This window comes from Modestobacter lacusdianchii, assembly GCF_054177765.1.
In genome coordinates, this window is record NZ_JBJJTJ010000013.1 from 67571 (window position 1) to 90556 (window position 22986).

The window sequence follows — 22986 nt, forward strand, 5'->3', positions numbered from 1 at the left end:
CTGGTCCGATGCGGCACGATGCCGGCGTGGACACGTACACGCACGGGCACGCGGAGCCGGTCCTGCAGTCGCACCGCTGGCGCACGGTCGAGAACTCCGCCGGGTACCTGCTGGCCGAGCTGCGCCCCGGGCTCGACGTGCTCGACGTGGGCTGCGGGCCCGGCACGATCACCGTCGACCTCGCCGTCCGGGTGGCGCCGGGGCGCGTCGTCGGACTGGACGTCGTGCCGGCGCCGCTGGCGGAGGCCCGCGAGCTCGCCGACCGGGCCGGGGTGGACGTCGAGTTCGCGGTCGGGGACGGCTACGCGCTGGGGTTCCCGGACGACTCCTTCGACGTGGTGCACGCCCACCAGGTGCTGCAGCACCTGACCGACCCGGTGGCCGCGCTGCGCGAGATGGCCCGGGTCTGCCGGCCCGGCGGGGTGGTCGCCGTCCGGGACGTCGACTACGCGGCCACCACCTGGTTCCCGGCGTCCCCGGGGCTCGACCGCTGGCTGGCGCTGTACCAGCAGGTGGCCCGGCGCAACGACGCCGAACCCGACGCCGGACGGCGGCTGCTCTCCTGGGCGCACGCCGCCGGGCTGCGCGACGTCACCGCGACGACGTCGGCCTGGTGCTTCGCCACCCCGGCCGAACGGGAGTGGTGGGGCCGGTCGTGGGCCGGGCGGGCCACGTCGTCGGCGTTCGCCGAGCAGGCGGTGGCCCACGGGTTGGCCACCTCGGCCGACCTGCAGGACGTCGCCGACGCCTGGCTGGCCTGGGCCGCGGCCGACGACGGCTGGCTCGGGATGCTGCACGGCGAGCTGCTCGTCCGGGTCTGAACGCCGGCCCGCTCCAGCCGCGCCCGGTCGGATCGAGTCTCGCCCGGTCAGATCGAGTCTCGCCCGGTCAGATCGAGCCGCGCCAGGACGTCGGGCCGTGTGCAGCCGCGGCTCGACGTCATCTCGTGCGGGTGGACCCCGCCCGGCGTGGAGCGGGGCCGCTGCGGGCGGCATCGCGGCCGGTGGCGACCCATCCCCGCAGTGCCCTGTCGTCCGGCGTGTCGTCGTCCAGGGCCTGCGGGGCGACCAGCAGCCAGCCGTCCAGGGCCCGGCCGCGCATCACCATCCGCTCCACCCCCTCGGCGGCGGTGAGCTCGTCGGCGCGCGCCGGGTCGCTGCGCACCATCAGGCCGTCCTGCCCGGCGACGGCCACGGCCATCGCGCCGTCGAGGAGGAACGCCAGGCCGCCGAACATCGCCTTCTCCGACACCCCCGGCTCGGTGGACAGCACCGCCCGCACCCGGTCGGCCAGCTCCCGGTCGTAGGTCATGCGCGCAGCATGCCGCGTCGGCGCCGTCCTCAGGCGGTTGCCGGCACCGGTCGTTCGTCGGCGTGGGCGACGTGCCGCAGCGCGCGCCAGATGAGCACCACGAACACCGCCGACCCGGCGAAGGCGAACCAGAACGGGGCGGTGACGCCCCAGTGCTGGGCGAGCACCCCGCCGATGGCCGAGCCGACCACCAGCCCGCCGTAGACGCCGACGACGTTGACGCTGCCCACCCGCCCCTGCAGGGGCCCGGGCACCGCCCGCTGCCGCACCGCGACCGACGTCGTCCCCCAGATGAAGGCGTGCGCGCCGAACGCGAAGAAGACCGGCAGCGCGACCCACGCGCTGGTGGTCAGCGCCAGCGCCAGGTGGGTGAGGGTCTCGACGACCAGGCCGATCCGCATCAGGTCGCCCAGGCTCACCCGGCGGGTGATCCACCCGTAGGTCAGGCCACCGACGATGCCGCCCACGGCGCCGACGGTGGTGACCAGCCCGAAGCCCACCTCGCCGAGCCCGATCCGCTCGGTGGCGTAGAGCACCAGCACCGACCAGGCGGCGCCGAAGGTGACGTTGAAGATCGTGATGGTCAGCACCAGGGTGCGGACGGCGGCGTGGTGCCGCACCCAGCGCAGCCCCTCGGCGATGTCGTGCCGCATCGCGGTGCGCGCGCCGGTGCGCGGCTCCCGGGCCGGCAGGACGACGCGGGTGACGAGCACCGCGCCCAGCGCGATCACCACCGCCTGCGCGCCCAGCGCCCACGCGGCGCCGACGGTGAACAGCGCCGCGCCGAGCGGCGGGCCGGCGAGCTGGTTGACGGTGATGAAGCCGGTCTGCAGCCGGGAGTTCGCCACTGCCAGGTCGTCGCGGGCCACCAGCATCGGCACCAGGGTCTGCGCGCTGTTGTCGGCGAAGACCTCGGCGGTGGCCAGCAGGAACAGCGCGGCCAGCACCACGCCGATCGACACCCGGTCGGTGGCCACCGCCAGGGTGAGAACGGTCAGGACCACGGCCCGGGCGAGGTCGACGGTGAGCACGATCAGCCGCCGGTCCAGCCGGTCGGTCAGCGCGCCGGCGACCAGCCCGAACAGCAGCGGCGGCAGCCACTGCACCGTCGCGGCCAGCGCCACGAGGAACGCGTCCCGGGTGAGCGCGGCCACCAGCAGCGGCCCGGCGGCCAGGGCGATCCCGTCACCGAGGTTCGTCGTCCACGAGGAGGCCAGCAGCCACCGGAAGCTGCCCCCCAGCCGTGTCGGCACCAGGACCTCACCGACGCGGCTCACGAGTACCGGACCTTAGCCGGGCTCAGGGACGCCGTCGTCCGGTTTCGCCGACGGCGCACGTTCCACGTGCAACCTCGTCCTGCATGCGGGGACGACGCCTCGGCGCATGGCGGCCGTGTTGGTCGACATGGCCGGTCTGGAGGCGGGTCAGGCCGGGGTGGGGAAGCGGACGTGCGCCTCGAGGGTCTGCAGCGAGCGGTGCATCCCGATGGTCACCGCGCTGAGGGCGAAGAAGCCCTCGTCGTCGCCGATCTCCGAGGCGCGCACGAGGGCGGTCAGCCGGCCCGCGGCGGCCAGCGCGGTGGCGACGGCGGCGTCGCGCTGGTCGGGCTCGGTGTCGGTGTCGTGGTACGGCAGCCGGACGACACCGGCCAGCCCGTCCAGCGCATCGGCGACCACCCAGCCGGTGCCGTCGTCCACCCGGTCCAGGCCGCGCCGGTGCGGCTGGAACTCCACGACCAGCGTGGTGAGGTCGTCGATCAGGACGGCGACGCGGTCGAGGGCGCGGGACTGCTCCCGGATGCTGGCTGCCGTGCCCTGCCATCGCCGCGCCCGCGGGTTCGCCCGGCGGGCCCGCTCGACCTGCGCCTCGGCCGAGCGCATCCGGTCCAGGGCGTGGTCCAGGTCGTCGCCGCGGGCCTCCCACTCCCCGGGGCCGGGCACCTGCCCGCTGCGCAGCGCTGCGGCGATCGTCTCCAGGTGCTCGGCCAGCAGCGTGCGGGTGCGGGCGACCCGCTCGACCGCGGTGGTCAGCTGCAGCGGCGGGAACAGCAGGCTGGTCACCAGCACGCCGATGGCGGCGCCCAGCAGGGTCAGCCCGGCGTAGCGCACGGCGTACTCGGTCGGGTCCGCCGTCCCCACGGTGAGCATGAGGACGGCGGCGAAGCTCACCCAGCTGGCCTGCTCCCGGAACAGCGACCGCCACTGCTCGACCACGATCGCCAGGGCGACGATCAGCGCGATGGTCAGCGCGTTCGGCACCGCCCGGGTGACCTCGTAGACGACCACGGCCAGCGCGAAGCCGACCAGGATGGCGGTGAGGCTGCGCCACGCGGCCGAGGCCGAGTCGGCGATCGTCGGGCTGACCGCGATGACCGCGCCCAGCGGGGCGTAGTAGGCGTAGTCCGACAGCGACGGCGGCAGCAGCAACGCCACCTGCCACGACAGCCCGGCCGCCAGCGCCGCCCGGACCGCCCGCTGCACCCACGGCTGCTGCAGCCGCCCGATGACCCACCCCACCCGGCCAGCATGCGGCCTGCCCGCCGTCCCGTGGAGGGGAGGGGGAGGTGACGTCGCTCGCCCGAGGGGCCGGCAGGGGGCCGAAGTGGCGACTTCGGCCCCCTGAGGGGCAGGTCAGCCCTGGCGGGCGGCGTTGGCCTGGACGGCGGTGCTCACGTACTGCGCCAGGCCCGGGGCGATCCGGTCGTAGTGCGCGGTGAACCGCTCGTCCTCGACGTACATCCGGCCGATGCAGGCGTGCAGCTCGGGCGAGCAGTCGTAGAAGTCCCGGCTGATCTGCTGCCGGTGCTCCTCGGCGAGGTCCATCGCCTGCGGCGCGTCGGCGGGGACGCCGCCGGTCAGCGCGTCGGCGAAACGGCGTTCGACGTCGTCGGTCCCGGCCTTGACCCGCAGCCAGTCCTCCTTGCCCATCGCCGCCGTCCGGCGCTGGGACTGGGCCCACGCCTCGGTGTCGCCCCACCTCTCCTCGGCCTCGCCGGCGTACTCCTCCGGGAGCCAGTCGCCGAACACCTCGAACCGCTCCTCCGGGGTCAGGGAGATCCCCATCTGCCGTGCCTCCATCTCCTTCTCCACGGCCGCGACCATCGCCGAGGTGGCCTCGAGCCGGTCCCGCAGCAGCCGGTGCTGCCGGCGCAGGTGCTCCGCGGGGTCGGCGTCGGGGTCGTCCAGCAGGGTCGCGACCTCCTCGAGGGGGAACCCCAGCCCGCGGTAGATCAGCACCTGGTGCAACCGGTCCAGGTCGTGGACGTCGTAGCTGCGGTAGCCCGCCGACGTCCGCTCGCTGGGCCGCAGCAGCCCGATCCGGTCGTAGTGGTGCAGCGTGCGCACCGTGACGCCGGCCAGCCGGGCCAGCTCACCCACCGTCCAGCTCATCGCCCCTCCTCTCTCGTTGACGGGGACCACGCAACAGCCTGACCCGACGTCAGGGTCAAGCCCACCGGGACGCGCATCTGGTCGGCGGGGTTCGGACGGCGGGACGGCGGGGCACAGCCCCGTCATGGCCGCCTCCACGCCCGTGCCCGCCGACGACCCGTTCCCGCGCTCCCGGGTGCGGGTCGGGGAGCGGGAGATGGCCTACGTCGACACCGGCAGCGGTGACCCGATCGTCTTCCTGCACGGCAACCCGACGTCGTCCTATCTGTGGCGCAACGTCATCCCGCACGTGCAGCACCTCGGGCGGTGCATCGCCCCCGACCTGATCGGCATGGGGGAGTCGGACAAGCTGCCCGACCCGGGGCCGGGCACCTACTCCTTCGACCGGCACGCCCGGTTCCTGGCCGAGTTCATGCGCGCGGTCGGGGCCACCGAGCGGGTGACGCTGGTGCTGCACGACTGGGGCTCGGGGCTGGGCTTCGACTGGGCCGCGAAGAACCCGGGTGCGGTGCGCGGCATCGCGTTCACCGAGGCGATCGTCACCCCGGTGATCTGGGCGGACTGGCCGCGCGCGGCGAAGCCGGTGTTCCAGGCGATGCGCGGCCCCGACGGCGAGCGCAAGGTGCTGGACCAGAACGTGTTCGTGGAGAGGATCCTGCCGGCCGAGGTACGGCGCGGGCTCTCACCCGAGGCGCACGACCGCTACCGGGCCCCCTTCCGGGAGCGCGAGGACCGCTGGCCGACGCTGGAGTGGCCGCGGCAGATCCCGATCGAGCACTCTCCGCCGGACGTGCACGACATCGTCAGCCGCTACGGCCAGTGGCTGGCGCACAGCGAGGTGCCCAAGCTGTTCCTGAACGCCGACCCGGGGTCGATCCTGGTCGGCCGGCAGCGGACGGTGGTGCGACGCTGGCCGGCGCTGGCCGAGGTCACCGTGCCGGGTGGGCACTTCGTGCCGGAGGACTCCCCGGACGAGATCGGCCGGGCGCTCGCCGACTGGGTCCCGACGCTGGGCTGAGCCGGCGGGTCAGCCGTGCCGGCCGGTGCCCTGCCGGTCGTGCCGGATCTGGGTCATCGCCTCGTTGGCCGCGGCGATCAGCGACTCGGGGGTCGAGGCCCGGCCCGACAGTGCCACCCCGACGCTGAGCCGGACCCGGTGGTCGAGGCCCGGCCGGGGGTGCAGCGGCTCGTCGAAGGCAGCCGCGACCCGCTGGGCGATGCCCTGCGCGTCCTCGACCGCGACGATGCCGGGGCAGAGGAGCACGAACGTCTGGGCGCTGATCCGGGCGACGACGTCGCCCTGGCGGACGGCGGTGACCAGCCGGCCGGCCGCCTCGGTGCGTGCGGCGTCGGCGGTGGCGGAGCCGTGCGCGTCCTCCAGCGCGGTGATCCCGTCGAGGTTGCAGGACAGCACGGCCAGCCGGCCGGTGTCCGGGCCGGCGGCGGCCAGGGCCAGCTCGAGCCGGTCGACCAGCAGGCTGCGCACCGGGAGGCCGGTGAGGGGGTCGGGGACCGTCCGCTGGCGCAGCCGCTGCGCGAACTGACGCTGGGCGGCGATGACCGCCGCCGTCTGCACCAGCACGTCCTGCGACTCCTCGAGCCGGATGGTGTCCATGGCCTCTCCCGTTCTCCTGCGGCCGCTCACGGGCCCGTTCACCGACACAGGTCGGCAGGACGGCGGGGTGACTTGAGGTCGGGCCGGGAGCCTGACCCGTCCGGGGGTCGGGCCGGGGCGCCGCGGGGCCCGTACGGTCGGGGCATGAACGACGTCGCGGTGGTGGTGCTCGTCGTCCTCGCGGTGCTGGTGACCGTGGCAGCAGTGGTCTGGCTGCGCCGGCCCGCCCGGGACGAGGGCCCCCGGCTGATGGGCAACGACCCCGCCCCGTACGACGACCCGGCCCAGGCGGACGCCCGGGGCGCGGTCAACAAGAACAGCTGGATGCTCGGCGGTGGAGGCGGGGGCGGCGGCGGCTGATCAGGTCAGCGCGCGGACCGTCTCCACCACCGCGACCACCGCGAACACCAGGAAGAGCCCGGCGGCGACCCGGTGCAGCAGGCGCACCGGCAGCCGGTCGGCGAGCTTGCGGCCGAGGAACGCGGCGAGCCCCGAGATCACCAGCAGCGCCGCCCAGGCACCGATGAACACCGACAGCGGTTCGGCGTACCGGGCGGCCAGGCCGGCGGTGGCCAGCTGCGAGAGGTCGCCCCACTCGGCGGCGAACAGCACGCCGAAGGAGATCGCCGCCGCCCGCACGAACGAGGTCTGCTCCCGCGCCTGGGCGGTGGCCTCGTCGTCCTCGTCGTCCTTGCGCGACTCCCGCCACAGCAGGACGGCGCCCGCGAGGAAGAGCACCGCGACCACGGCGCTGACCAGTGCCTCGGGCAGCAGGGACAGCAGGCTGCCGGCGGTGACCGCGATGGCCACCTGCAGCCCGAAGGCGGTGCCGACGCCGACGAAGACCGGCAGCGGCGGGAACCGGGTGGCCAGCACCAGGGTCGCGAACAGCGTCTTGTCGGGCAGCTCGACGGGCAGGATCAGCACGAAGGCGGCCAGGATGACCGAGGGGACCACGGGTTCTCTCTCTGCTCGCGCCACCGGGCGGCTGCGCGGGGGCGCCTCCGACCGGCAGCGCACCGACGGGTGGCTGCGGATCGGAAGGTCTCGCCCACCCGCGAGGACGCGGGCCCACTGACCGGGCGCGCGGACGCGCCAGCATGTCGACCAGTGGTCGGGGGGCTACTCCCCTTCTGCCCGGCGACCTTAGCCCACGTCGCGCCGCGCGCATGTGTGACCTCGGTGGCGGGTCAGCTCGCCGGGGTCACCGGGTGCGCTCGTTCGGCCGCGGCGGTGGCGGCCCGCAGCACCTCCTTGACCGGCAGCTGCAGCTGCCGGGCCAGGGCGGCGACGTCCTCGAACTCGACGCTCACGTTCACCACCCGGCCGGCCGAGCGGGCGACCTTCACCCCGACCTGACCGCCCAGCACCTCGACCCGTGCCTGGCTGCGGTCGAGGGCGACCTTGCGCACCGGCTGCACCCGCATGCCGATCGTGGACGTCGTCGCGACCACGACGTCCTGGACGGCGATGATCGCGCCGGGCCGGCACAGCACCGACAGCGTGTGCGCCGGGCGGCCCTTCTTCATCAGGATCGGGGTGAGCCAGGCGTCCGAGGCCCCGGCGGCGAGCAGCTCGGTGAGCACGCCGGGCCACAGCCGCGGGTCGAGGTCGTCGACGTTGGTCTCCAGCAGCAGCCCGTCGGCCGGCTGGTCGGCCGGCTCGCCCACCACCAGCCGGACGACGTTGGGCAGCTGCTCGGGGTCGCGCCCGCCCGCGCCGGAGCCGACGCGCTGCACCTGCATGGCGGGCAGCGTCGTCCACTCCTGCACGTGGACGGCGAGCAGGGCCGCGCCGGTCGGCGTGCAGGTCTCGGCCGGCACCGGCCCGGCGACCACCGGGACGCCGCGCAGCAGCTCCAGCACGGCCGGGCCCGGCACCGGGACGACGCCGTGCGCCCCGCGGGCCGAGCCGCTGCCCAGCGCGACCGGGGAGGCGGTGAGCCGGTCGAGCCCGAGGTGCGCGAACCCGGCGACCACGCCCACCACGTCGGCCAGCGCGTCCAGCGCCCCGACCTCGTGGAAGTGCACCTCCTCGGCCGGCACCCGGTGCACCCGCCCCTCGGCGACGGCGAGCCGCTCGAACACGGCCAGAGCGCCCTTCCGCACCGTGTCCGGCAGGGCAGCCTCGGCGAGCAGCGCCCGCACATCGGCCCAGGTGCGGTGGACGTCGCTGGGCGGGGCGTGCACGTGCACCCGGGTGGCACCCAGGCCGTGCCGGGTCACCGCCTCGGTGGTGAGGGTGACCCGCTCGACCGGCAGCGCGGCCACCGGCGCCGCCAGCACCTCCAACGGCACCCCCACGTCGACCAGCGCGCCGAGCAGCATGTCCCCGCTCGCCCCGGCCGCCAGGTCCAGCCACCCGATCGTCACCCGCCGATCATGGCCCACCCGGCCCGGCGTACGACCTAGGGTGCGCGGCGATGGCCCACTTCGACGTCCCCGGTGCCTGGAGCCGCTACAACGCGACCCAGGTCGACCGCGCGCCCCGGCCTCTGGCCGCGGCGCTGGTGCAGCACGCCGGCGAAGGGGCGGGCCGGCTGGCGCTCGACCTGGGCTTCGGCGCCGGCGTGGAGACGGCGTTGCTGCTCGACCACGGCTGGCAGGTGCTGGCGATCGACGGCGACCCGGCGGCCGGGAACTCCCTGACCGCCCGTCTCCCGGCGGACCAGGCCGAGCGGCTCACCGTGCGGACACAGACCTTCGCCGAGCTCGACGCGCTCCCGTCGGCGCACCTGGTGCACGCCGGCCGGTCACTGCCCTACGCGGGGGCGCACCTCCCGCGGCTGTGGTCGCTGATGCGGGCCGCGTTGCTGCCCGGCGGCTGGCTGGCCTGCGACCTGTTCGGCGAGCGGGACACCACCACGGACGCCGACGACATCGCCACGCTCACCGACGCCGAGGTCGACCGCCTCCTCACCGGCCTGGACGTCGTCCGGCATGAGCTGCAGGAGGCCGACGGCACCGCCTACGCCGGCCCGCAGCACTGGCACACCCACTCCGTGCTCGCCCGCCGGCCGCCTGACGACGTCAGTTGATCACCGGCGAGCGGTCGCGCGACACACTGGGCAGGCCAGCCGATCGGCGGTGATCGACTCGGCGGGTGCGGTCAGGGGCGCGCGGTGCGGCGGGCGATCCGGGCGGCGAAGACGCCGGCGGACCAGCCGTTGTCGATGTTGCTGACCACCACGCCCGGTGCGGCCGAGTTGAGCATCGTCATCAGCGCGCCGAAGCCGCCGAACGAGCTGCCCTGGCCGGCCGAGGTGGGCACCGCCACGACCGGCACCTCGGTGAGGCCGCTGACCACGCTGGCCAGTGCGGCGTCCAGGCCGGCGACGACCACCAGGCAGTCGACGTCGGTGAGCATCGACCGGTCGGCGAGCAGGGGCGCGATCCGGCTGCCGCCGACGTCGTCGACCCGGACGACCTCGGTGCCGGTGACCCGGGCGACGAACGCCGCCTCGGCGGCGATCGGGGTGTCGCCGCTGCTGGCGCAGAGCACGCCGACCCGGCCGACCGGGTCGGGCACCGGGCCGACCGCCGCGGACATCGCCGCGGCGTCCATCGTCGTGTAGGCGTCGTGCTCGCTGGCCAGCGCGACCAGGGTGTCGGCGCTGGCCCGCACCACGATCGCGGGGGAGTCGGGGTGCTCGCGGCGGGCCTCGCGCACCAGGGCGAGCACCTGCTCGGTGCTGCGGCCGGTGCCCCAGATGACGTCCGGACCGGTGGGCAACGCCGGCTCCCGCGAGACCGGAGCCGCGGTCGGCACGGTCATCGGGGCCGGGGCCGGGGCCGGGGGCACGGCCGCGCTGGCGGGGGCCGGGCGCGTCGGGGCCGGGGCGGAGACGGCCTCCGCCGGGCCGATCCGGCGGCCGCTCGGCCGGCGGACCGGGCCACCGAACAGCTCGTCGAGCGGGTTGCTCGGCCGGGCCGGTGGCTCCTCGCCGGCCTCGGGCCCAGCCGGCTCCGCGGCGGGCTCGGGCGTCTCCACGGCCGGCTCGACCAGCAGCCGGGCGAACCCGGCGGTCACGTCGGCCGGGTCGCCGTCGGCCTGCTCGTCGAAGCCGTCGGAGAGCGGAGAGGCGGTCATGGTCTCCATGATGAGGGCCGCCCCGGCCTCGGCCGGGACGCCGGTGGAGGTCGTGTCGGCCACCACCTCGACCGCCGTGCCGTCGGTCGTCGTCCCGGGGTCGTCTGCCCGGGTCTGGGTGACGCCGGACAGCCGGACCACCCGGTCGCGGCCGGCGCGCTTGGCGTCGTAGAGCACCCCGTCGGCGGCGGCGAACAGGGTGCGCCGGTCGTCGCCACGGGCGGCCTGGGCGATGCCCACGCTGATCCGCACCGGCACCTCGACGCCCAGGGCCGACCAGTAGTGCCCGGCGATCGAGCGGCGGATCCGCTCCATCGCCCGCTCGGCCTGCTCGGCGGTCGTGTCGGGCAGCAGGATGACGAACTCGTCGCCGGCCCAGCGGCACACCTCGTCGGTGTCGCGGCAGCCGTCGACCAGCAGCTGGCCGACCGCGCGCAGCACGGCGTCACCGCCCGGGTGGCCGGCGGCGTCGTTGATCGCCTTGAACCGGTCGACGTCGACCACGGCCAGCGCGGGCAGCGCCCCGGACGACAGCAGCCCGTCCAGCCGGGCCTCGGCGTACCGGCGGTTGGGCAGGTGGGTGAGCGGGTCCTCGTAGGCCTGCCGGCGCAGCTGGCCGGCGGCCCGCTCGGTCTCCAGCAGGCTCTTGCGCCGGCCGAAGAGCTCGACCCAGCGGGTGCGCCGCTCGTCGACCCGGTCCAGCTCGTCGGCGAGGTAGGCCTGCAGGTAGGGCAGGGCGCGGGCGGCGTCGTCCAGCTCGGCGTGCAGGGTGCACAGCTCCCGCAGGGCGGCCCGACGCAGCCGGGGCAGGCCGTGCTCGGTGGCCAGCGCCAGGGCCGCGGCGAGGTGGTCGTCGGCGCGGCGCGGCTCGCCGGAGCGGCGCAGCGCCCGACCGAGACCGAGCTCCGCCGAGGCCAGCAGGCCCCGGTCGTCGGTGGTGGTGGCCACCGTGACCACGCTGCGCAGCAAGGAAGCCGCGGCCGCGTGCTCGCCGAGCCCCACGAGCGCCCAGCCGTGCACGACCTGCGCGTCGAGCACCCCCGGGTCACCGGCGGGCAGCCGCTCCAGCGCGCCGGCGGTGAGGTCGCGCGCCTCGGTGAAGTGCGGCCGGGCGGCCTCGGTGCTGCCGTCGTCCAGCAGGCCCTCGCCCAGCTCGGCGCAGAGCGCCGCCAGCCGGGTGGCCGCCTCGCCGGCGAGGCCGACCAGGACGGCGTCGGGCGCCGCGGCGGAGACCTCGGCGGCGCGGCGCTGGTAGTCCAGGGCCAGCGGCATGAGCTCCAGGTCGGCCAGCACCGCGGCCAGGGAGCTCAGCGTGTGCACCAGCAAGGGGCTGGGCGGCAGCGCCGGGTCCAGCAGGCTGGCCGCCTCGACGGCCTCGTCCATGGCGGCGTCGACCCGGCGGGACAGCAGCTCGATGCGGGCGTGCCGGGCCAGCCCGGCGGCGCGCTGCAGGTCGTCGTCCTGGGCGTCGAAGGCGGCGCGCGCGGAGCGCACCAGCGCGATCGCCTGCGCGGCGTGCGTCGCCGACGCCGAGCGGGACTCGCGGTCCACCGCCTCGTCGCCGGTGCCGTCGGCCGGGGCGTGCAGGTCCAGCGGGCCCTCCTGCTCCGGGCCGCCCTCGACCAGGGGCTCGCCGAGCAGTGAGTAGCCGGCCAGCCGCAGCCGGCGCACCAGCAGCTCGGCGCGCAGCGTGTCGGCCCAGGCGCGGGCCAGCGAGGTGAGCGGGGCCGCCGACCGGTCGCGGGTGGGCAGCGAGCCGTCGATCTGGTGCAGCAGCGCCTCGGCGGCGTCGAGCTGCCAGTTGGCGAGAGCTGAGCTCACCTGGTGGTGCAGGAGACCGGGCGGCACCAGCGCACTGTGCACGTCGTCCGGGGGCGTGTCACGCACCGGGGCCGCGGGCTGCCCCTCCCGCCCCAGCTGCCCCTCAGGACCCCGGGCGCGGCGCAGCCTCACGAGGTCACCTCGCCGTCCTCGAACGCCCAGCCGGGGCGCCGCGGCGCGCTGCCGAGCACCTCGGCGACGAGGTCGTCGACCGACGCGTCCGTCGGCACCCCGGCCGGCCGGGGGGCCGGGGCCGGCGCGGGCTGGCCACCGCCGGCGGCCCGCACCCGGTTGCGGCCGCTCCGCTTCGCGGCGAACAGGTGCAGGTCGGCGGTGTCGAACAGCTCACGCCACGTCCGCGCCCCGCCCGCTCCCGCCGGACCGGCGGAGGCGACACCGATGCTGACGGTGACCGGCGAGGGCAGGTCCAGGGCAGTCCAGTCGGCGCCGGCCACGGCGCTGCGCAGCCGCTCCATGGCCACCACCGCCCGCGCCTCCCCGGTGTTGGGCAGCACGACCACGAACTCGTCGCCGGCCCACCGGAACACCTCGTCGCCGGTGCGGGAGTGCTGGCGCAGCAGCTCGGCGACCCGGCGCAGCACGCCGTCGCCGTGCAGGTGGGAGTTCTCGTCGTTGACGGCCTTGAAGCCGTCGACGTCGACCACCGCCAGCGACACCGGCTCCCGGTCCAGCCGCAGCTCGCCCATCCGCCGTTCGGCGCTGCGCCGGTTGCCCAGGCCGGTGAGCGCGTCCTCCAGGGCGTGCCGGCGCAGCACCGCGGTCTGGCGCTGGGCCTCCCGGAGCCGGCTGCGGCGCACGAACATCTCCGCCCACAGCTCCCGGCTGCGCAGGTGCGCCCGGGTCGTCTCCTGCCGGTAGGCCTCCAGCCAGTGCAGCGCCTCGGCGGTCGAGCCCATCGCCGCCGTTGCCTGGCCCAGCTCCAGCAGGCACTGCCGGTAGCGGCGCCGGTCACCGACCGCGGCGAAGGCGCCCGAGGCGCTGACCAGCAGCTCCACGGCCTCCTCGCCCTGTGGCCGGCCCGGCTCGTCGTCCCGGGCGCAGCGCAGCGTCAGCAGCCGGGCCAGCAGCAGGTCGGCGTAGCCGGCCAGCCACGTGCTGCCCTGGCCGCCCGCCAGGTGCCGGCGCACGCGGCGCAGCGGCGGCAGTGCCTCGTCCAGCTGCCCGCACAGCGTCATCGCCCAGGCCTGGACGACGTCGAGCAGGTCGGTGTCGGTCTCGGCCGGCTCCCAGGGCAGGGCCCGGGCCGCGGTGGCGCACTGCACCGCCACCTCGGCGAGGTCCCGGGACCGGGCCGTGTCGCCCCGGCGGTGCACCGTCTGCGCCAGCTCGGCGTGCTGCTGGGCGCACAGCCGCAGCAGCTGCCACTGGTAACCGAGGTCGGGCAGGGCCGAGGCCACCCGGGCGCCGCGCAGCGACTGCGCGACGGCCAGCTCCTCCAGGTCGAGGCCGGTGAGCGCCAGCGACAGCCAGGCGTGCGCCTGGTGCAGCTCGCGGCTCGGGCTCTCGGCGGCGACCTGGTCGGCCAGCAGGCTGGCGTCCACGGCCAGGTGCAGGGCGGCGTCGAACCGGTCGGCGGTGACCTCGAGGTGGGCCAGGTAGGCCAGCACCAGGGCCCGCTCGGGGGTGGGGGCGCAGCGCTCGAGCGCGGCCCGGGCGGCCGCCACGCCGGCGTCGGCGGTGTCGGCGTCGCCGTCGAAGAGGGCAGCGCGGGCGGTGAACGCGGCCGACCACGCGTCCCAGCACGGCTGACCGGTGGCGGCCAGCGGGCCGGCGACCCCGGCCAGCTCGTCGGTGAAGACGCGTGCCTCGTCGGCGGCGCTGGCGGCCAGCAGCCGCCACCGGGCCGTCTCCAGCTGCAGCTCGTCGAGGACGTCCGGGCCGGCGGTCACGCGTCCCTCCCCTCCACAGTCAGGGCACGCGCCATGCGCGTACCCGGCCGGTGACGAGGCAGCTCCCCCCGCGCCGGGGCCCACGGGACCCGGAGCGGCCGCACTACCCTCGCCGGATGCCGCGTTCCACGGACAGCACAGCTCCGACGGGGTTCGCCTATCTGGGTCCCGAGGGTACCTTCGCCGAGGCTGCGCTCGGCAGGCTCACCGCTGCCGCCGGGACGCCCGCGGGGTGGACAGCCCGGCCCGAGCCCAGCATCGCCGCCGCACTGCAGGCCGTGCGCACCGGCGGCGTCCAGGCCGCCCTGGTGCCGCTGGAGAACTCGGTCGAGGGGTCGGTGCCGGCCACCATGGACGGCCTGGTCGACGGCGACCCGCTGGTCATCACCCGCGAGGTGTTCCTCGAGGTCGCGTTCGTGCTCGCCGTCCGCCCCGGGACGACGGTCGACCAGGTGCGCACCCTCGGCAGCCACCCGCACGCGCTGGCCCAGTGCCGTGGCCGGATCGCCGACCTGCTGCCGGACGCCGACGTGCTGCCGGCCGCCTCCACCGCCGACGCGGCCCGCCGGGTGGCCGCCGGCGAGCTCGACGCCGCCGTCTGCGCGGCCATCGCCGCCGACCGGTACGGCCTGGACGCCCTGGCGACCGACCTGGCCGACCACCCCGGCGCCGTCACCCGGTTCGTGCTGGTGCAGCTGCCCGGGCAGCTGCCCGCCCCCACGGGTGCGGACAAGACGACGGTCACCGCCGTGGTCGCCGACCGCACCGGGGCGCTGCTGGACCTGCTGGCCGAGTTCGCCGTCCGCGGCATCAGCCTGACCCGGATCGAGTCGCGGCCCACCCGGGAGCGGCTGGGCGTCTACTCCTTCTCCATCGACTGCGAGGGGCACGTGGCCGACCGGCGGGTGGGCGACGCGCTCGCGGCGCTGCACCGGCTCGCCGAGGAGCTGCGGTTCCTCGGCTCCTACCCGCGGGCCGACGCGCTGGCCGGCAAGCCGGTGCAGGAGCGGGTGGGCGACGCCGCCTTCGCCGACGCGGAGGCGTGGCTGGCCCGGGTGCGGCAGGGCGCGGCGGACTGACCGCCCTCGGCCCACCGCATTGCGTGCCACGGTCGCCCAGTCTGCGGCCTCCACCGGCCGCCCGACACTCGGGACCGGACCGGTCCGTCACCCCATCGGGCGCGCCGAGCTCCGTGGACGGTGCACGCGACGGCACGCTCCCCGGCCGCTGCGCCTACAGGTAGAGGCCGGTCGACTCCTCGATCCGCTCGGCGGCGACGGCGTGCACGTCGCGCTCGCGCAGGATGATCAGGTCCTCGCCGTGCACCTCGACCTCGTGCTGGTCCTCGGGGGAGAAGAGCACCTGGTCGCCGACCTTGACCTGCCGCACGTTCGGGCCGACTCCCTTCGCCTCGCCCCAGACCAGCCGCTTGGCGACCTGGGCGGTGGCCGGGATCAGGATGCCGCCGCTGGACCGGCGGTCACCGTCCTCCTTGCGGAGGGAGACCAGCAGGCGGTCGTGCAGCATCTTGATCGGCAGCGAGCCGCTCCGGGCGACGTCCTCAGGCACGTCCGGCAACGCTACCCGCCGGCCCGAGCCGGTACTTGAGCGCGCGAAAGCGCGCGGGGTGCTTGATCGCGCGAGAGCGCGGGGGGTGCTTGATCGCGCGAGAGCGCGGGGGGTGCTTGATCGCGCGAGAGCGCGGGGGGTGCTTGATCGCGCGAAAGCGCGCGGGGTGCTTGATCGCGAAAGCGCGGGGGGTGCTTGATCGCGCGAAAGCGCGGGGGCTAGCCCCAGCCGAGGGCGTGGAGCTTCTCCTCGTCGATGCCGAAGTGGTGCGCGATCTCGTGGACGACGGTGATCGCGACCTCCTCGGCCACCTCGTCCTCGTCCTCGCAGACGTCGCAGATCGCTGCGCGGTAGATCATGATCCGGTCGGGCAGGGTGCCGCCGTAGTCGGCGCCGCGCTCGGTGAGGGCGTACCCCTCGTAGAGGCCGAGCAGGTCCGGCTCGTCGGGGTTGCGGTCCTCCACCAGGACGACGACGTTGTCCAGCAGGTCCATGAGCGGGGCCGGCACCTCGTCGAGGGCGTCGGCGACCAGCTCCTCGAACCGGGGCAGCGGGATCGCGTCCATCAGTGCAGCGTCACCAGCTGGTCGGCTGCGGGCGGCCCTCCTCGTAGCCGGCCGCGCTCTGCACCCCCAGCACCGCGCGTTCGTGCAGCTCGTCGACGGTGCGGGCGCCGGCGTAGGTGCACGACGAGCGGACGCCGGCCACGATCTGGTCGATCAGGTCCTCCACGCCCGGGCGGGCCGGGTCGAGGTACATCCGGGAGGAGCTGATCCCCTCCTCGAACAGGCCGGCGCGGGCCCGGTCGAAGCCGGACTGGGACGACGTCCGGGCCTTGACCGCGCGGGCCGAGGCCATCCCGAAGCTCTCCTTGTACTGCCGGCCGGTGCCGTCCTCGCTGAGGTCGCCGGCGCTCTCGTAGGTGCCGGCGAACCAGGAGCCGACCATCACGTTCGCCGCGCCGGCGGCCAGCGCGAGGGCGACGTCGCGGGGGTGCTTGACGCCGCCGTCGGCCCACACGTGCCTGCCGAGCTCGCGGGCGGCCGCGGCGCACTCCTCGACCGCGGAGAACTGCGGGCGGCCGACCCCGGTCATCATCCGGGTGGTGCACATGGCGCCCGGGCCGACGCCGACCTTGACGACGTCCGCCCCGGCCTCGACCAGGTCGCGGGTGCCCTGCGCGGTGACCACGTTGCCGGCCACGACCGGGGTGCTGCCGGCCACCGAGCGCACCGCGGCGACCGCCTCGATCGCCTTCTCCTGGTGCCCGTGCGCGGTGTCCACGACGAGCACGTCGACCCCGGCGGCCAGCAGTGCGCTCGCCTTGCCGGCGACGTCGCCGTTGATCCCGACCGCGGCTGAGGTGAGCAGGTGCCCCTCGGGCCCGGTCGCCGGTGTGTAGATCGCCGAGCGCAGCGCGCCCTTGCGGGTGACAACGCCGACCAGCCGGTCGCCCTCGACCACGGGTGCGGCGCTGATCCGCTCGCCGGAGAGGACGTCGAAGACCTTGGGCAGGTCGGTGCCGGCCGGGATGGTCAGCGGGTCGCGGGTCATCACCTCGGACAGCTGGGTGAACCGGTCCACGCCCTGGCACTGGCCGTCGGTGACCACGCCGACCGGCGCCCCGCCCTCGACCACCACGACGATGCCGTGCGCGCGCTTGGTCAGCAGCGACAGCGCCTCGCCCACGGTGGAGGTGGGGGAGAGGGTGATCGGGGTGTCGTAGACGGGGTGGCGGTGCTTCACCCAGTCGACCACCTCGGTGACGACGTCGACCGGGATGTCCTGCGGCAGCACGGCGAGGCCCCCGCGGCGGGCGACGGTCTCGGCCATCCGCCGTCCGGAGATCGCCGTCATGTTGGCGACCACGATCGGGACGGTCGTGCCGACCCGGTCGGGGGTGGTCAGGTCGACCTCCAGCCGGGAGCCGACCGTCGAGTGCGCCGGCACCATGAAGACGTCGGCGTAGGTCAGGTCGTGGGCCGGACGGGCGTCACCGAGGAACCGCATGACCCCAGTGTCCCAGGACCCCGGCGGCCGGGGGAGCCGTCGCCCCGCCCGCCCGGCGTCCAGCCGCCCCGACGTGGACCTCTCCGCCTGGACGTGAGCCGCCGGCCGTGACGTCGAGCCGCCTGCCCTGCCGTGGGACCACGTCCTGGCGCGGCTCGACGTCAGCCGGCGCGGGTCGACCCGGGAGGTCGACATCGTGGCGGGGTGCGTGGCCGACATCGGCGGCCCGGGGGCAGCGATCGGGCGCGGGGCCGGGAGTGGCGGGCTGAGACACCTACGATCAGGGCGTGATCGACCTGCGCCTCGTCCGCGAGAACCCCGACGTCGTCCGCGCCAGCCAGCGTGCCCGGGGCGCCGACGAGTCCCTGGTCGACCAGCTGCTGGCCGCCGACGCCGAGCGGCGGGCGGCGGTCAAGGCCGCCGACGACCTGCGCGCGGAGCAGAAGGCCGCCTCGCAGGCCGTGCGCGGCGCCTCGAAGGAGGAGCGCCCCGCCGTGCTGGAGCGGGCCAAGGCGCTGGCCGCGCAGGTGAAGGAGGCGGAGGAGGCCGAGCGCACCGCGGACGCGGCGCTGCACGCCCTGCACCTGCGCATCCCCAACGTGGTGCACCCCGACGTCCCGCCGGGCGGCGAGGACGACGCGGTCGAGATCCGCACCGTCGGCGAGGTGCCCGCCTACGACTTCGAGGTGCGCGACCACCTGCAGATCGGCGAGGCCCTCGGCGCGATCGACATGGAGCGCGGCGCGAAGGTCTCCGGCGCCCGCTTCTACTTCCTCACCGGCCCGGGCGCGCTGCTGGAGTTCGCCCTCGCCCAGCTGGCGATCACCCGCGCGGTGGCCGCCGGGTTCACCCCGGTCATCGCCCCGGCGCTGGTCAAGCCGGAGGCGATGGAGGGCACCGGCTTCACCGGCGAGCACGACGAGGAGATCTACCGGGTCGAGCGCGACGACCTCTACCTCGTCGGGACGTCGGAGGTGGCGCTGGCCGGGATGCACAGCAAGGAGGTGCTCGACCTCTCCGCCGGTCCGAAGCGCTACGCCGGCTGGTCGTCCTGCTTCCGCCGCGAGGCCGGCTCCTACGGCAAGGACACCCGCGGCATCATCCGGGTGCACTGGTTCGACAAGGTCGAGATGTTCAGCTTCTGCGCCCCCGAGGACGCCGAGGCCGAGCACCGCCGCCTGCTGCAGTGGGAGGAGGAGTTCCTCCAGCTGCTCGAGCTGCCCTACCGGGTGGTCGACATCGCCGCCGGCGACCTGGGCACCAGCGCCGCCCGCAAGTTCGACATCGAGGCGTGGTTCCCCAGCCAGGGCGCCTACCGCGAGCTGACCAGCACCTCGGACTGCACCACCTTCCAGTCCCGCCGCCTGCAGATCCGCCACCGGGACGCCGACGGGAAGCCGCAACCGGCCGCGACCCTCAACGGCACGCTGTGCGCGATCGCCCGCACCATCGCCTGCCTGCTCGAGGTGCACCAGCAGGCCGACGGCTCGGTGCACGTGCCGGCGGCGCTGCGGCCCTGGCTGGGCGGGCACGAGGTGCTCACCCCCGGCATGTCGCTGGCGGCGGTCGCCGGGCCGGGGTTCCCCGCATGACCGCAGACCAGCCCGGCGGTGGTGGCCTCACCGCCCCGGCCGCGGCCGGCCGCGCCCAGGAGCTGGTCGACCTCGGCGACCTCGGTGCCCGGCTGGGCAGCTGGCGGCCGCGGCTGGTGGTCAGCGACATGGACGGCACGCTGCTCGACTCGGCCGGCGAGGTCAGCGGGCGCACCGCCGCCGCGATCGCCGCCTGCCGCGCCGCGGGCATCCCGGTGGTCGGCGCCACCGGCCGCGGGCCGCGGCTGCTGGAGAGCGTCCGCGCGGCGATGGCCGGGCAGGGCATCGCCGTCCTCGCCCAGGGCGGCTATGTCGTGCGGTTCGGCACCGGCGGCGAGCCGGACGAGGTGCTGCGCACCGTCGGGATGACCCGTGAGGTCGCCACCGCGGTGATCGCCGCGATCGAGGACGTCGCCGGTGAGCTGATCGTCGCCGTGGAGGACGCCGCCGAGCAGGCCGAGGCACTGCGGCCGCTGCGGGTGCAGCACGGCTTCGACTGGCCCTACCCGGAGCCGGCGCACCTGCTGCCCCGGCACGAGGTCCTGCCGGTCGGGGCGGTGCTCAAGGTGTTCCTCCGCTCCCCGCGGCTGGGCGAGGACCAGCTGGTCGCGCTGGCCCGCTCGGTGGTCGACCCGGCCGACGCCGAGCTGACCCACGCCGGGCTGGGCTTCATCGAGGTGCTGCCGCCGGGGGTCACCAAGGCCACCGGGCTGGCCGTCGTCCTGGACGCGCTCGGGCTCGGGTTCGGCGACGTGCTGGTGTTCGGCGACATGCCCAACGACCTGCCGATGTTCGAGGCGGTCACCGCCGCGGGGGGCCGGGCGGTCGCGATGGCCAACGCCCACCCCGCCGTCCGGGCCGCCGCCGGTGACCGGACCAGCGGCCACGACGCCGACGGCGTCGCCCGCTACCTCGAGGCCCTGCTCGCCCTGGAGGGCACCGATGTCTGACTGGCGCCCGAAGCTCATCGTCAGCGACCTGGACGGCACGCTGCTGCGCAACGACGAGACGATCAGCGACGCCACCCTGGCCGAGCTGCGCCGCTGGGCCGACGACGGCGTCCCGCTGGTGCTGGCCACCGGCCGCCCACCGCGGTGGATGCTCGGCGTCCGGGACCGGCTGGGCGGCGGTACGGCGATCTGCTGCAACGGCGCCGTCCTGCTCGACCTGGGGGCGTTCCGGGTGCTGGAGGAGCACCCGGTGCAGCCCGAGGTGCTGCGGGAGGTCACCGCACAGCTGCGCCGCCGGCAGCCGGACACCTGGTTCGCCGTCGAGTACGGCGACCAGTTCCGGCACGAGCCGATCTACCGGCCGCGCTGGGACAAGGACGCACCCGGCGTCGCGGAGGCGACCCTCGAGGAGATGGTCGCCCAGCCGGTGGCCAAGCTGCTGGCCCGGCACGAGCGGCTGTCCCGCGACGAGTTCGTCGCCCTGGTCGCCGAGGTGGTGGGGGACACCGCGACGGTGACCACCTCCTCCTCCGACGCGATGGCCGAGATCTCCGCGCGCGGGATCACCAAGGCCACCGGCCTGGCCCGGCTGGCGGCCGAGCGCGGGCTCGGGCCGGCGGACGTCGTCTACTTCGGCGACATGCCCAACGACCTCGCCGCCTTCGACTGGGTGCGTGAGGGCGGCGGGCAGGCGGTCGCGACGGCCCACGCGCACCCCGACGTGCTCGCCGCGGCGACCGAGGTGACCGGCTCCAACGACGACGACGGGGTGGCGGCCTTCCTGGCGACGCTCCGAACGTGACCGCGGGCGGGGCGGGCTGACCCGTCCTGGTGGACTTTCCGGTTCCGGAACCGCGCTGCGCTCCAAGACCCGTCGTGCACTGCCGATCTCACGCTCACCAGGACGCTCGAGTGCGTCCGACCGCGCGAGAGGCCACCGATGACCGACGTCCAGGGCACCGACCACACCGAGCCCCCCGGCTCCGCACGGGGCACGGGGCTCGTCCAGCGGATGGGGCTGCAGGCCCGGCTGCTGGTGGCCTTCCTCGTGGTCGCCCTGATCACGCTTGTCGTGGGCGCCATCGGCGTCGTGCGGATGAGCGAGCTCAGCCACCAGGCCGAGGCCGTCTACGAGGACGGCGCCGTCCCGCTGCGGGACATCCTGCTGCTGCGCTCCACCTACTGGGAGATGCAGGCCGCCACCTCGCGCAGCCAGAGCCCCGGCCTGAGCGCGGACATCGTCCAGTCGCTGCGCGAGCAGTCGGTCGCGATCCGCGGCACGCTGGACGGTCTCCGGGCGGAGCTGGAGGGGACGTCCCTCGAGCCGGCCACCGAGGCCGCCTTCCAGGACTTCCAGACCGCGATCGCGCTCTACGACGACACCAGCGCCCAGATGGCCGAGATCGCCGCGGCGGGTGGGGACATCTACACGGTCCTGCCCACGCTCATCCAGGCCGAGACGGATGCCGTCGACGCGCTCAACGTGGCCACCGACGGGCAGATCGCGGCCACCGAGGCCACCGTGCAGGAGGCCCGGGACGCCTACGCCAGCGCCCGCCTGCTGACCGTCGCCGGCGTGGTGATCGGCCTCGCCGTCTCCGTTGCGCTGGCCGTCCTGATGGCCCGCAGCGTCACCCGCCCGGTCCAGCGGATCCGGGAGACCCTGGAGAAGGTCGCCGGGGGCGACCTGCGGGTGCGCGCCGGCCGCACCGGCGGCGCCGAGCTCGGGCAGGTCGCAGAGTCGCTGGACGAGACGCTCGATGCCCTGGGCGGGGTGCTGACCCTGGTCAACGACTCGGCCGGCCGGCTGGCCGGCGCGTCGACCCAGCTCAGTGCCGGCGCGCAGTCGATGGCGGACAACGCCCGCACCGCCGCCGGGCAGGCAGACGTGGTGGTCGCCTCCGCCGGTGAGGTGGCCTCCAGCGTGGACACGGTGTCGACCGGGTCGCAGCAGATGGAGGCGGCGATCCGGGAGATCTCGCAGAACGCCAGCGAGGCCAGCCGGGTGGCGGGGCAGGCCGTGGCCGTCGCGGAGGACACGACGCGCACGGTCGGCAAGCTGGGGGAGTCCTCGGCCGAGATCGCCACCGTGGTGAAGCTGATCAACGGGATCGCCGAGCAGACCAACCTGCTGGCGCTCAACGCCACGATCGAGGCGGCGCGGGCCGGTGAGGCGGGCAAGGGCTTCGCCGTGGTCGCCAGCGAGGTCAAGGAGCTGGCGCAGGAGACGGCGCGGGCGACCGAGGACATCTCCAAGCGGGTGGAGGCCATCCAGGGCGACACCGCCGGGGCGGTCGAGGCGATCGGCCAGATCAGCGCGGTCATCGCCGAGATCAACGACTTCCAGGCGACCATCGCCGCGGCGGTCGAGGAGCAGACCGCTACCACCAACGAGATGAACCGCAACGTCGTCGAGGCGGCGGGCAGCTCCCGGAGCATCGCCACGGCCATCACCGGCCTGGCGGCCGGCACCGCCGAGACGAACCAGCGGGTCGCCGAGGCGCAGCAGTCCGCGGCCGAGCTGTCCCGGATGAGCGACGAGCTGCAGCAGGCGGTGAGCCGGTTCACCGTGTGACCGACCCAGCCTCCGCCCGGACGCCGGTCACCGCTCCTGCGGTGGCCGGCGTCCTGCCGTCCGGGCCCGGTCACCCCGTCGGGAGGCGCGGTTCCGGTTGCGCTCGATCGAACCGCCGGACTGCCGATGACAACGCTGAGCGGGCCGCAGCAGCG

21 protein-coding genes are annotated in these 22986 nt (G+C 75.5%); 9 read left to right on the plus strand and 12 right to left on the minus strand.

Features of this window, described 5'->3' with window-relative positions; all coding sequences use genetic code 11:
- The first annotated feature begins 26 nt into the window (after positions 1 to 26).
- Positions 27 to 821 carry a methyltransferase domain-containing protein gene (locus ACJTNH_RS11735; RefSeq protein WP_458175807.1) on the plus strand — a complete coding sequence of 265 codons (795 nt, stop codon included), beginning with the start codon at positions 27 to 29 and terminating at the stop codon, positions 819 to 821.
- A gap of 118 nt (positions 822 to 939) precedes the next feature.
- Here ACJTNH_RS11735 and ACJTNH_RS11740 read toward each other — a convergent pair whose 3' ends face one another.
- The 4 genes from ACJTNH_RS11740 to ACJTNH_RS11755 form a co-directional block, all read right to left on the minus strand.
- A complete protein-coding gene (locus ACJTNH_RS11740) occupies positions 940 to 1311 on the minus strand; it encodes a TfoX/Sxy family protein (RefSeq protein WP_458175809.1) in 372 nt (123 codons plus the stop codon).
- Positions 1312 to 1340: 29 nt separating this feature from the next.
- Positions 1341 to 2588, minus strand: coding sequence for an MFS transporter (locus tag ACJTNH_RS11745; RefSeq protein WP_458175811.1), 1248 nt, complete (start codon positions 2586 to 2588; stop codon positions 1341 to 1343).
- Positions 2589 to 2735: 147 nt separating this feature from the next.
- Positions 2736 to 3827 (minus strand): FUSC family protein, encoded by a 1092-nt coding sequence (locus ACJTNH_RS11750; protein ID WP_458175813.1) that lies wholly within the window; start codon positions 3825 to 3827, stop codon positions 2736 to 2738.
- Positions 3828 to 3941: 114 nt separating this feature from the next.
- Positions 3942 to 4700, minus strand: a complete 759-nt coding sequence (locus ACJTNH_RS11755; protein ID WP_458175815.1) for a MerR family transcriptional regulator — start codon at positions 4698 to 4700, stop codon at positions 3942 to 3944.
- A 124-nt stretch (positions 4701 to 4824) separates the two neighbouring features.
- Here ACJTNH_RS11755 and ACJTNH_RS11760 point away from each other — a divergent pair, with 124 nt between their 5' ends.
- Entirely contained in the window at positions 4825 to 5718 is an 894-nt protein-coding gene (locus ACJTNH_RS11760) for a haloalkane dehalogenase (protein WP_458175817.1), read from the plus strand.
- A gap of 9 nt (positions 5719 to 5727) precedes the next feature.
- Here the strand turns inward: ACJTNH_RS11760 and ACJTNH_RS11765 are convergent, their stop codons facing one another.
- Positions 5728 to 6315: a GGDEF domain-containing protein gene (locus tag ACJTNH_RS11765; protein WP_458175819.1), complete on the minus strand. Its 588-nt coding sequence runs from the start codon at positions 6313 to 6315 to the stop codon at positions 5728 to 5730.
- Between the two features lie 144 nt (positions 6316 to 6459).
- Between ACJTNH_RS11765 and ACJTNH_RS11770 the strand changes: the two genes are divergently transcribed.
- On the plus strand, positions 6460 to 6675 hold the full coding sequence (locus ACJTNH_RS11770) for a hypothetical protein (protein ID WP_458175821.1): 216 nt from the start codon (positions 6460 to 6462) through the stop codon (positions 6673 to 6675).
- Here ACJTNH_RS11770 and ACJTNH_RS11775 read toward each other — a convergent pair whose 3' ends face one another.
- Together ACJTNH_RS11775 and larC are read right to left on the minus strand one after the other, a co-directional pair.
- Positions 6676 to 7272 carry a TMEM165/GDT1 family protein gene (locus ACJTNH_RS11775; protein WP_458175823.1) on the minus strand — a complete coding sequence of 199 codons (597 nt, stop codon included), beginning with the start codon at positions 7270 to 7272 and terminating at the stop codon, positions 6676 to 6678.
- Positions 7273 to 7505: 233 nt separating this feature from the next.
- A complete protein-coding gene (larC, locus tag ACJTNH_RS11780) occupies positions 7506 to 8687 on the minus strand; it encodes a nickel pincer cofactor biosynthesis protein LarC (protein WP_458175825.1) in 1182 nt (393 codons plus the stop codon).
- A 50-nt stretch (positions 8688 to 8737) separates the two neighbouring features.
- Here larC and ACJTNH_RS11785 point away from each other — a divergent pair, with 50 nt between their 5' ends.
- Positions 8738 to 9352 carry a class I SAM-dependent methyltransferase gene (locus ACJTNH_RS11785; RefSeq protein ID WP_458175827.1) on the plus strand — a complete coding sequence of 205 codons (615 nt, stop codon included), beginning with the start codon at positions 8738 to 8740 and terminating at the stop codon, positions 9350 to 9352.
- Positions 9353 to 9423: 71 nt separating this feature from the next.
- Here ACJTNH_RS11785 and ACJTNH_RS11790 read toward each other — a convergent pair whose 3' ends face one another.
- The gene (locus ACJTNH_RS11790; RefSeq protein ID WP_458175829.1) at positions 9424 to 12357 is read right to left on the minus strand and encodes a diguanylate cyclase domain-containing protein; all 2934 of its coding nucleotides are present in this window, start codon (positions 12355 to 12357) and stop codon (positions 9424 to 9426) included.
- Entirely contained in the window at positions 12354 to 14135 is a 1782-nt protein-coding gene (locus ACJTNH_RS11795; protein WP_458175831.1) for a diguanylate cyclase, read from the minus strand. Before ACJTNH_RS11795 ends, ACJTNH_RS11790 begins: the two co-directional genes overlap by 4 nt.
- 116 nt (positions 14136 to 14251) lie before the next feature.
- On the opposite strand from ACJTNH_RS11795, the gene pheA reads away from it, so the two are divergent.
- Positions 14252 to 15214: a prephenate dehydratase gene (gene pheA / locus ACJTNH_RS11800; protein WP_458175833.1), complete on the plus strand. Its 963-nt coding sequence runs from the start codon at positions 14252 to 14254 to the stop codon at positions 15212 to 15214.
- A 154-nt stretch (positions 15215 to 15368) separates the two neighbouring features.
- Here the strand turns inward: pheA and ACJTNH_RS11805 are convergent, their stop codons facing one another.
- The 3 genes from ACJTNH_RS11805 to ACJTNH_RS11815 form a co-directional block, all read right to left on the minus strand.
- A complete protein-coding gene (locus ACJTNH_RS11805) occupies positions 15369 to 15704 on the minus strand; it encodes a GroES family chaperonin (protein ID WP_299954705.1) in 336 nt (111 codons plus the stop codon).
- 218 nt (positions 15705 to 15922) lie between these two features.
- Positions 15923 to 16270, minus strand: a complete 348-nt coding sequence (locus tag ACJTNH_RS11810; RefSeq protein WP_458175835.1) for a metallopeptidase family protein — start codon at positions 16268 to 16270, stop codon at positions 15923 to 15925.
- A gap of 10 nt (positions 16271 to 16280) precedes the next feature.
- Positions 16281 to 17714, minus strand: coding sequence for a GuaB1 family IMP dehydrogenase-related protein (locus ACJTNH_RS11815; protein ID WP_458175837.1), 1434 nt, complete (start codon positions 17712 to 17714; stop codon positions 16281 to 16283).
- Between the two features lie 287 nt (positions 17715 to 18001).
- On the opposite strand from ACJTNH_RS11815, the gene serS reads away from it, so the two are divergent.
- From serS to ACJTNH_RS11835, 4 genes are all read left to right on the plus strand, one after another.
- Positions 18002 to 19306 (plus strand): serine--tRNA ligase, encoded by a 1305-nt coding sequence (gene serS / locus ACJTNH_RS11820; RefSeq protein ID WP_458175839.1) that lies wholly within the window; start codon positions 18002 to 18004, stop codon positions 19304 to 19306.
- On the plus strand, positions 19303 to 20256 hold the full coding sequence (locus ACJTNH_RS11825; protein ID WP_458175841.1) for an HAD family hydrolase: 954 nt from the start codon (positions 19303 to 19305) through the stop codon (positions 20254 to 20256). The genes serS and ACJTNH_RS11825 overlap by 4 nt, the downstream gene beginning before the upstream one ends.
- Complete coding sequence (locus ACJTNH_RS11830) at positions 20249 to 21058, plus strand: HAD family hydrolase (protein WP_458175843.1); 810 nt, start codon at positions 20249 to 20251, stop codon at positions 21056 to 21058. The genes ACJTNH_RS11825 and ACJTNH_RS11830 overlap by 8 nt, the downstream gene beginning before the upstream one ends.
- A gap of 138 nt (positions 21059 to 21196) precedes the next feature.
- Positions 21197 to 22831: a methyl-accepting chemotaxis protein gene (locus tag ACJTNH_RS11835; RefSeq protein WP_458175845.1), complete on the plus strand. Its 1635-nt coding sequence runs from the start codon at positions 21197 to 21199 to the stop codon at positions 22829 to 22831.
- The last annotated feature ends 155 nt before the right edge of the window (positions 22832 to 22986 follow it).

Coding starts and splice junctions, on each gene's coding strand:
- ACJTNH_RS11830 (WP_458175843.1), top strand. CDS start 20,249: ATGTCTGACTGGCGCCCGAAGCTCATCGTCAGCGACCTGGACGGCACG.
- pheA (WP_458175833.1), top strand. CDS start 14,252: ATGCCGCGTTCCACGGACAGCACAGCTCCGACGGGGTTCGCCTATCTG.
- ACJTNH_RS11760 (WP_458175817.1), top strand. CDS start 4,825: ATGGCCGCCTCCACGCCCGTGCCCGCCGACGACCCGTTCCCGCGCTCC.
- ACJTNH_RS11825 (WP_458175841.1), top strand. CDS start 19,303: ATGACCGCAGACCAGCCCGGCGGTGGTGGCCTCACCGCCCCGGCCGCG.
- ACJTNH_RS11815 (WP_458175837.1), bottom strand. CDS start 17,714: ATGCGGTTCCTCGGTGACGCCCGTCCGGCCCACGACCTGACCTACGCC.
- ACJTNH_RS11740 (WP_458175809.1), bottom strand. CDS start 1,311: ATGACCTACGACCGGGAGCTGGCCGACCGGGTGCGGGCGGTGCTGTCC.
- ACJTNH_RS11835 (WP_458175845.1), top strand. CDS start 21,197: ATGACCGACGTCCAGGGCACCGACCACACCGAGCCCCCCGGCTCCGCA.
- ACJTNH_RS11755 (WP_458175815.1), bottom strand. CDS start 4,700: ATGAGCTGGACGGTGGGTGAGCTGGCCCGGCTGGCCGGCGTCACGGTG.
- ACJTNH_RS11810 (WP_458175835.1), bottom strand. CDS start 16,270: ATGGACGCGATCCCGCTGCCCCGGTTCGAGGAGCTGGTCGCCGACGCC.
- ACJTNH_RS11785 (WP_458175827.1), top strand. CDS start 8,738: ATGGCCCACTTCGACGTCCCCGGTGCCTGGAGCCGCTACAACGCGACC.
- ACJTNH_RS11765 (WP_458175819.1), bottom strand. CDS start 6,315: ATGGACACCATCCGGCTCGAGGAGTCGCAGGACGTGCTGGTGCAGACG.
- ACJTNH_RS11770 (WP_458175821.1), top strand. CDS start 6,460: ATGAACGACGTCGCGGTGGTGGTGCTCGTCGTCCTCGCGGTGCTGGTG.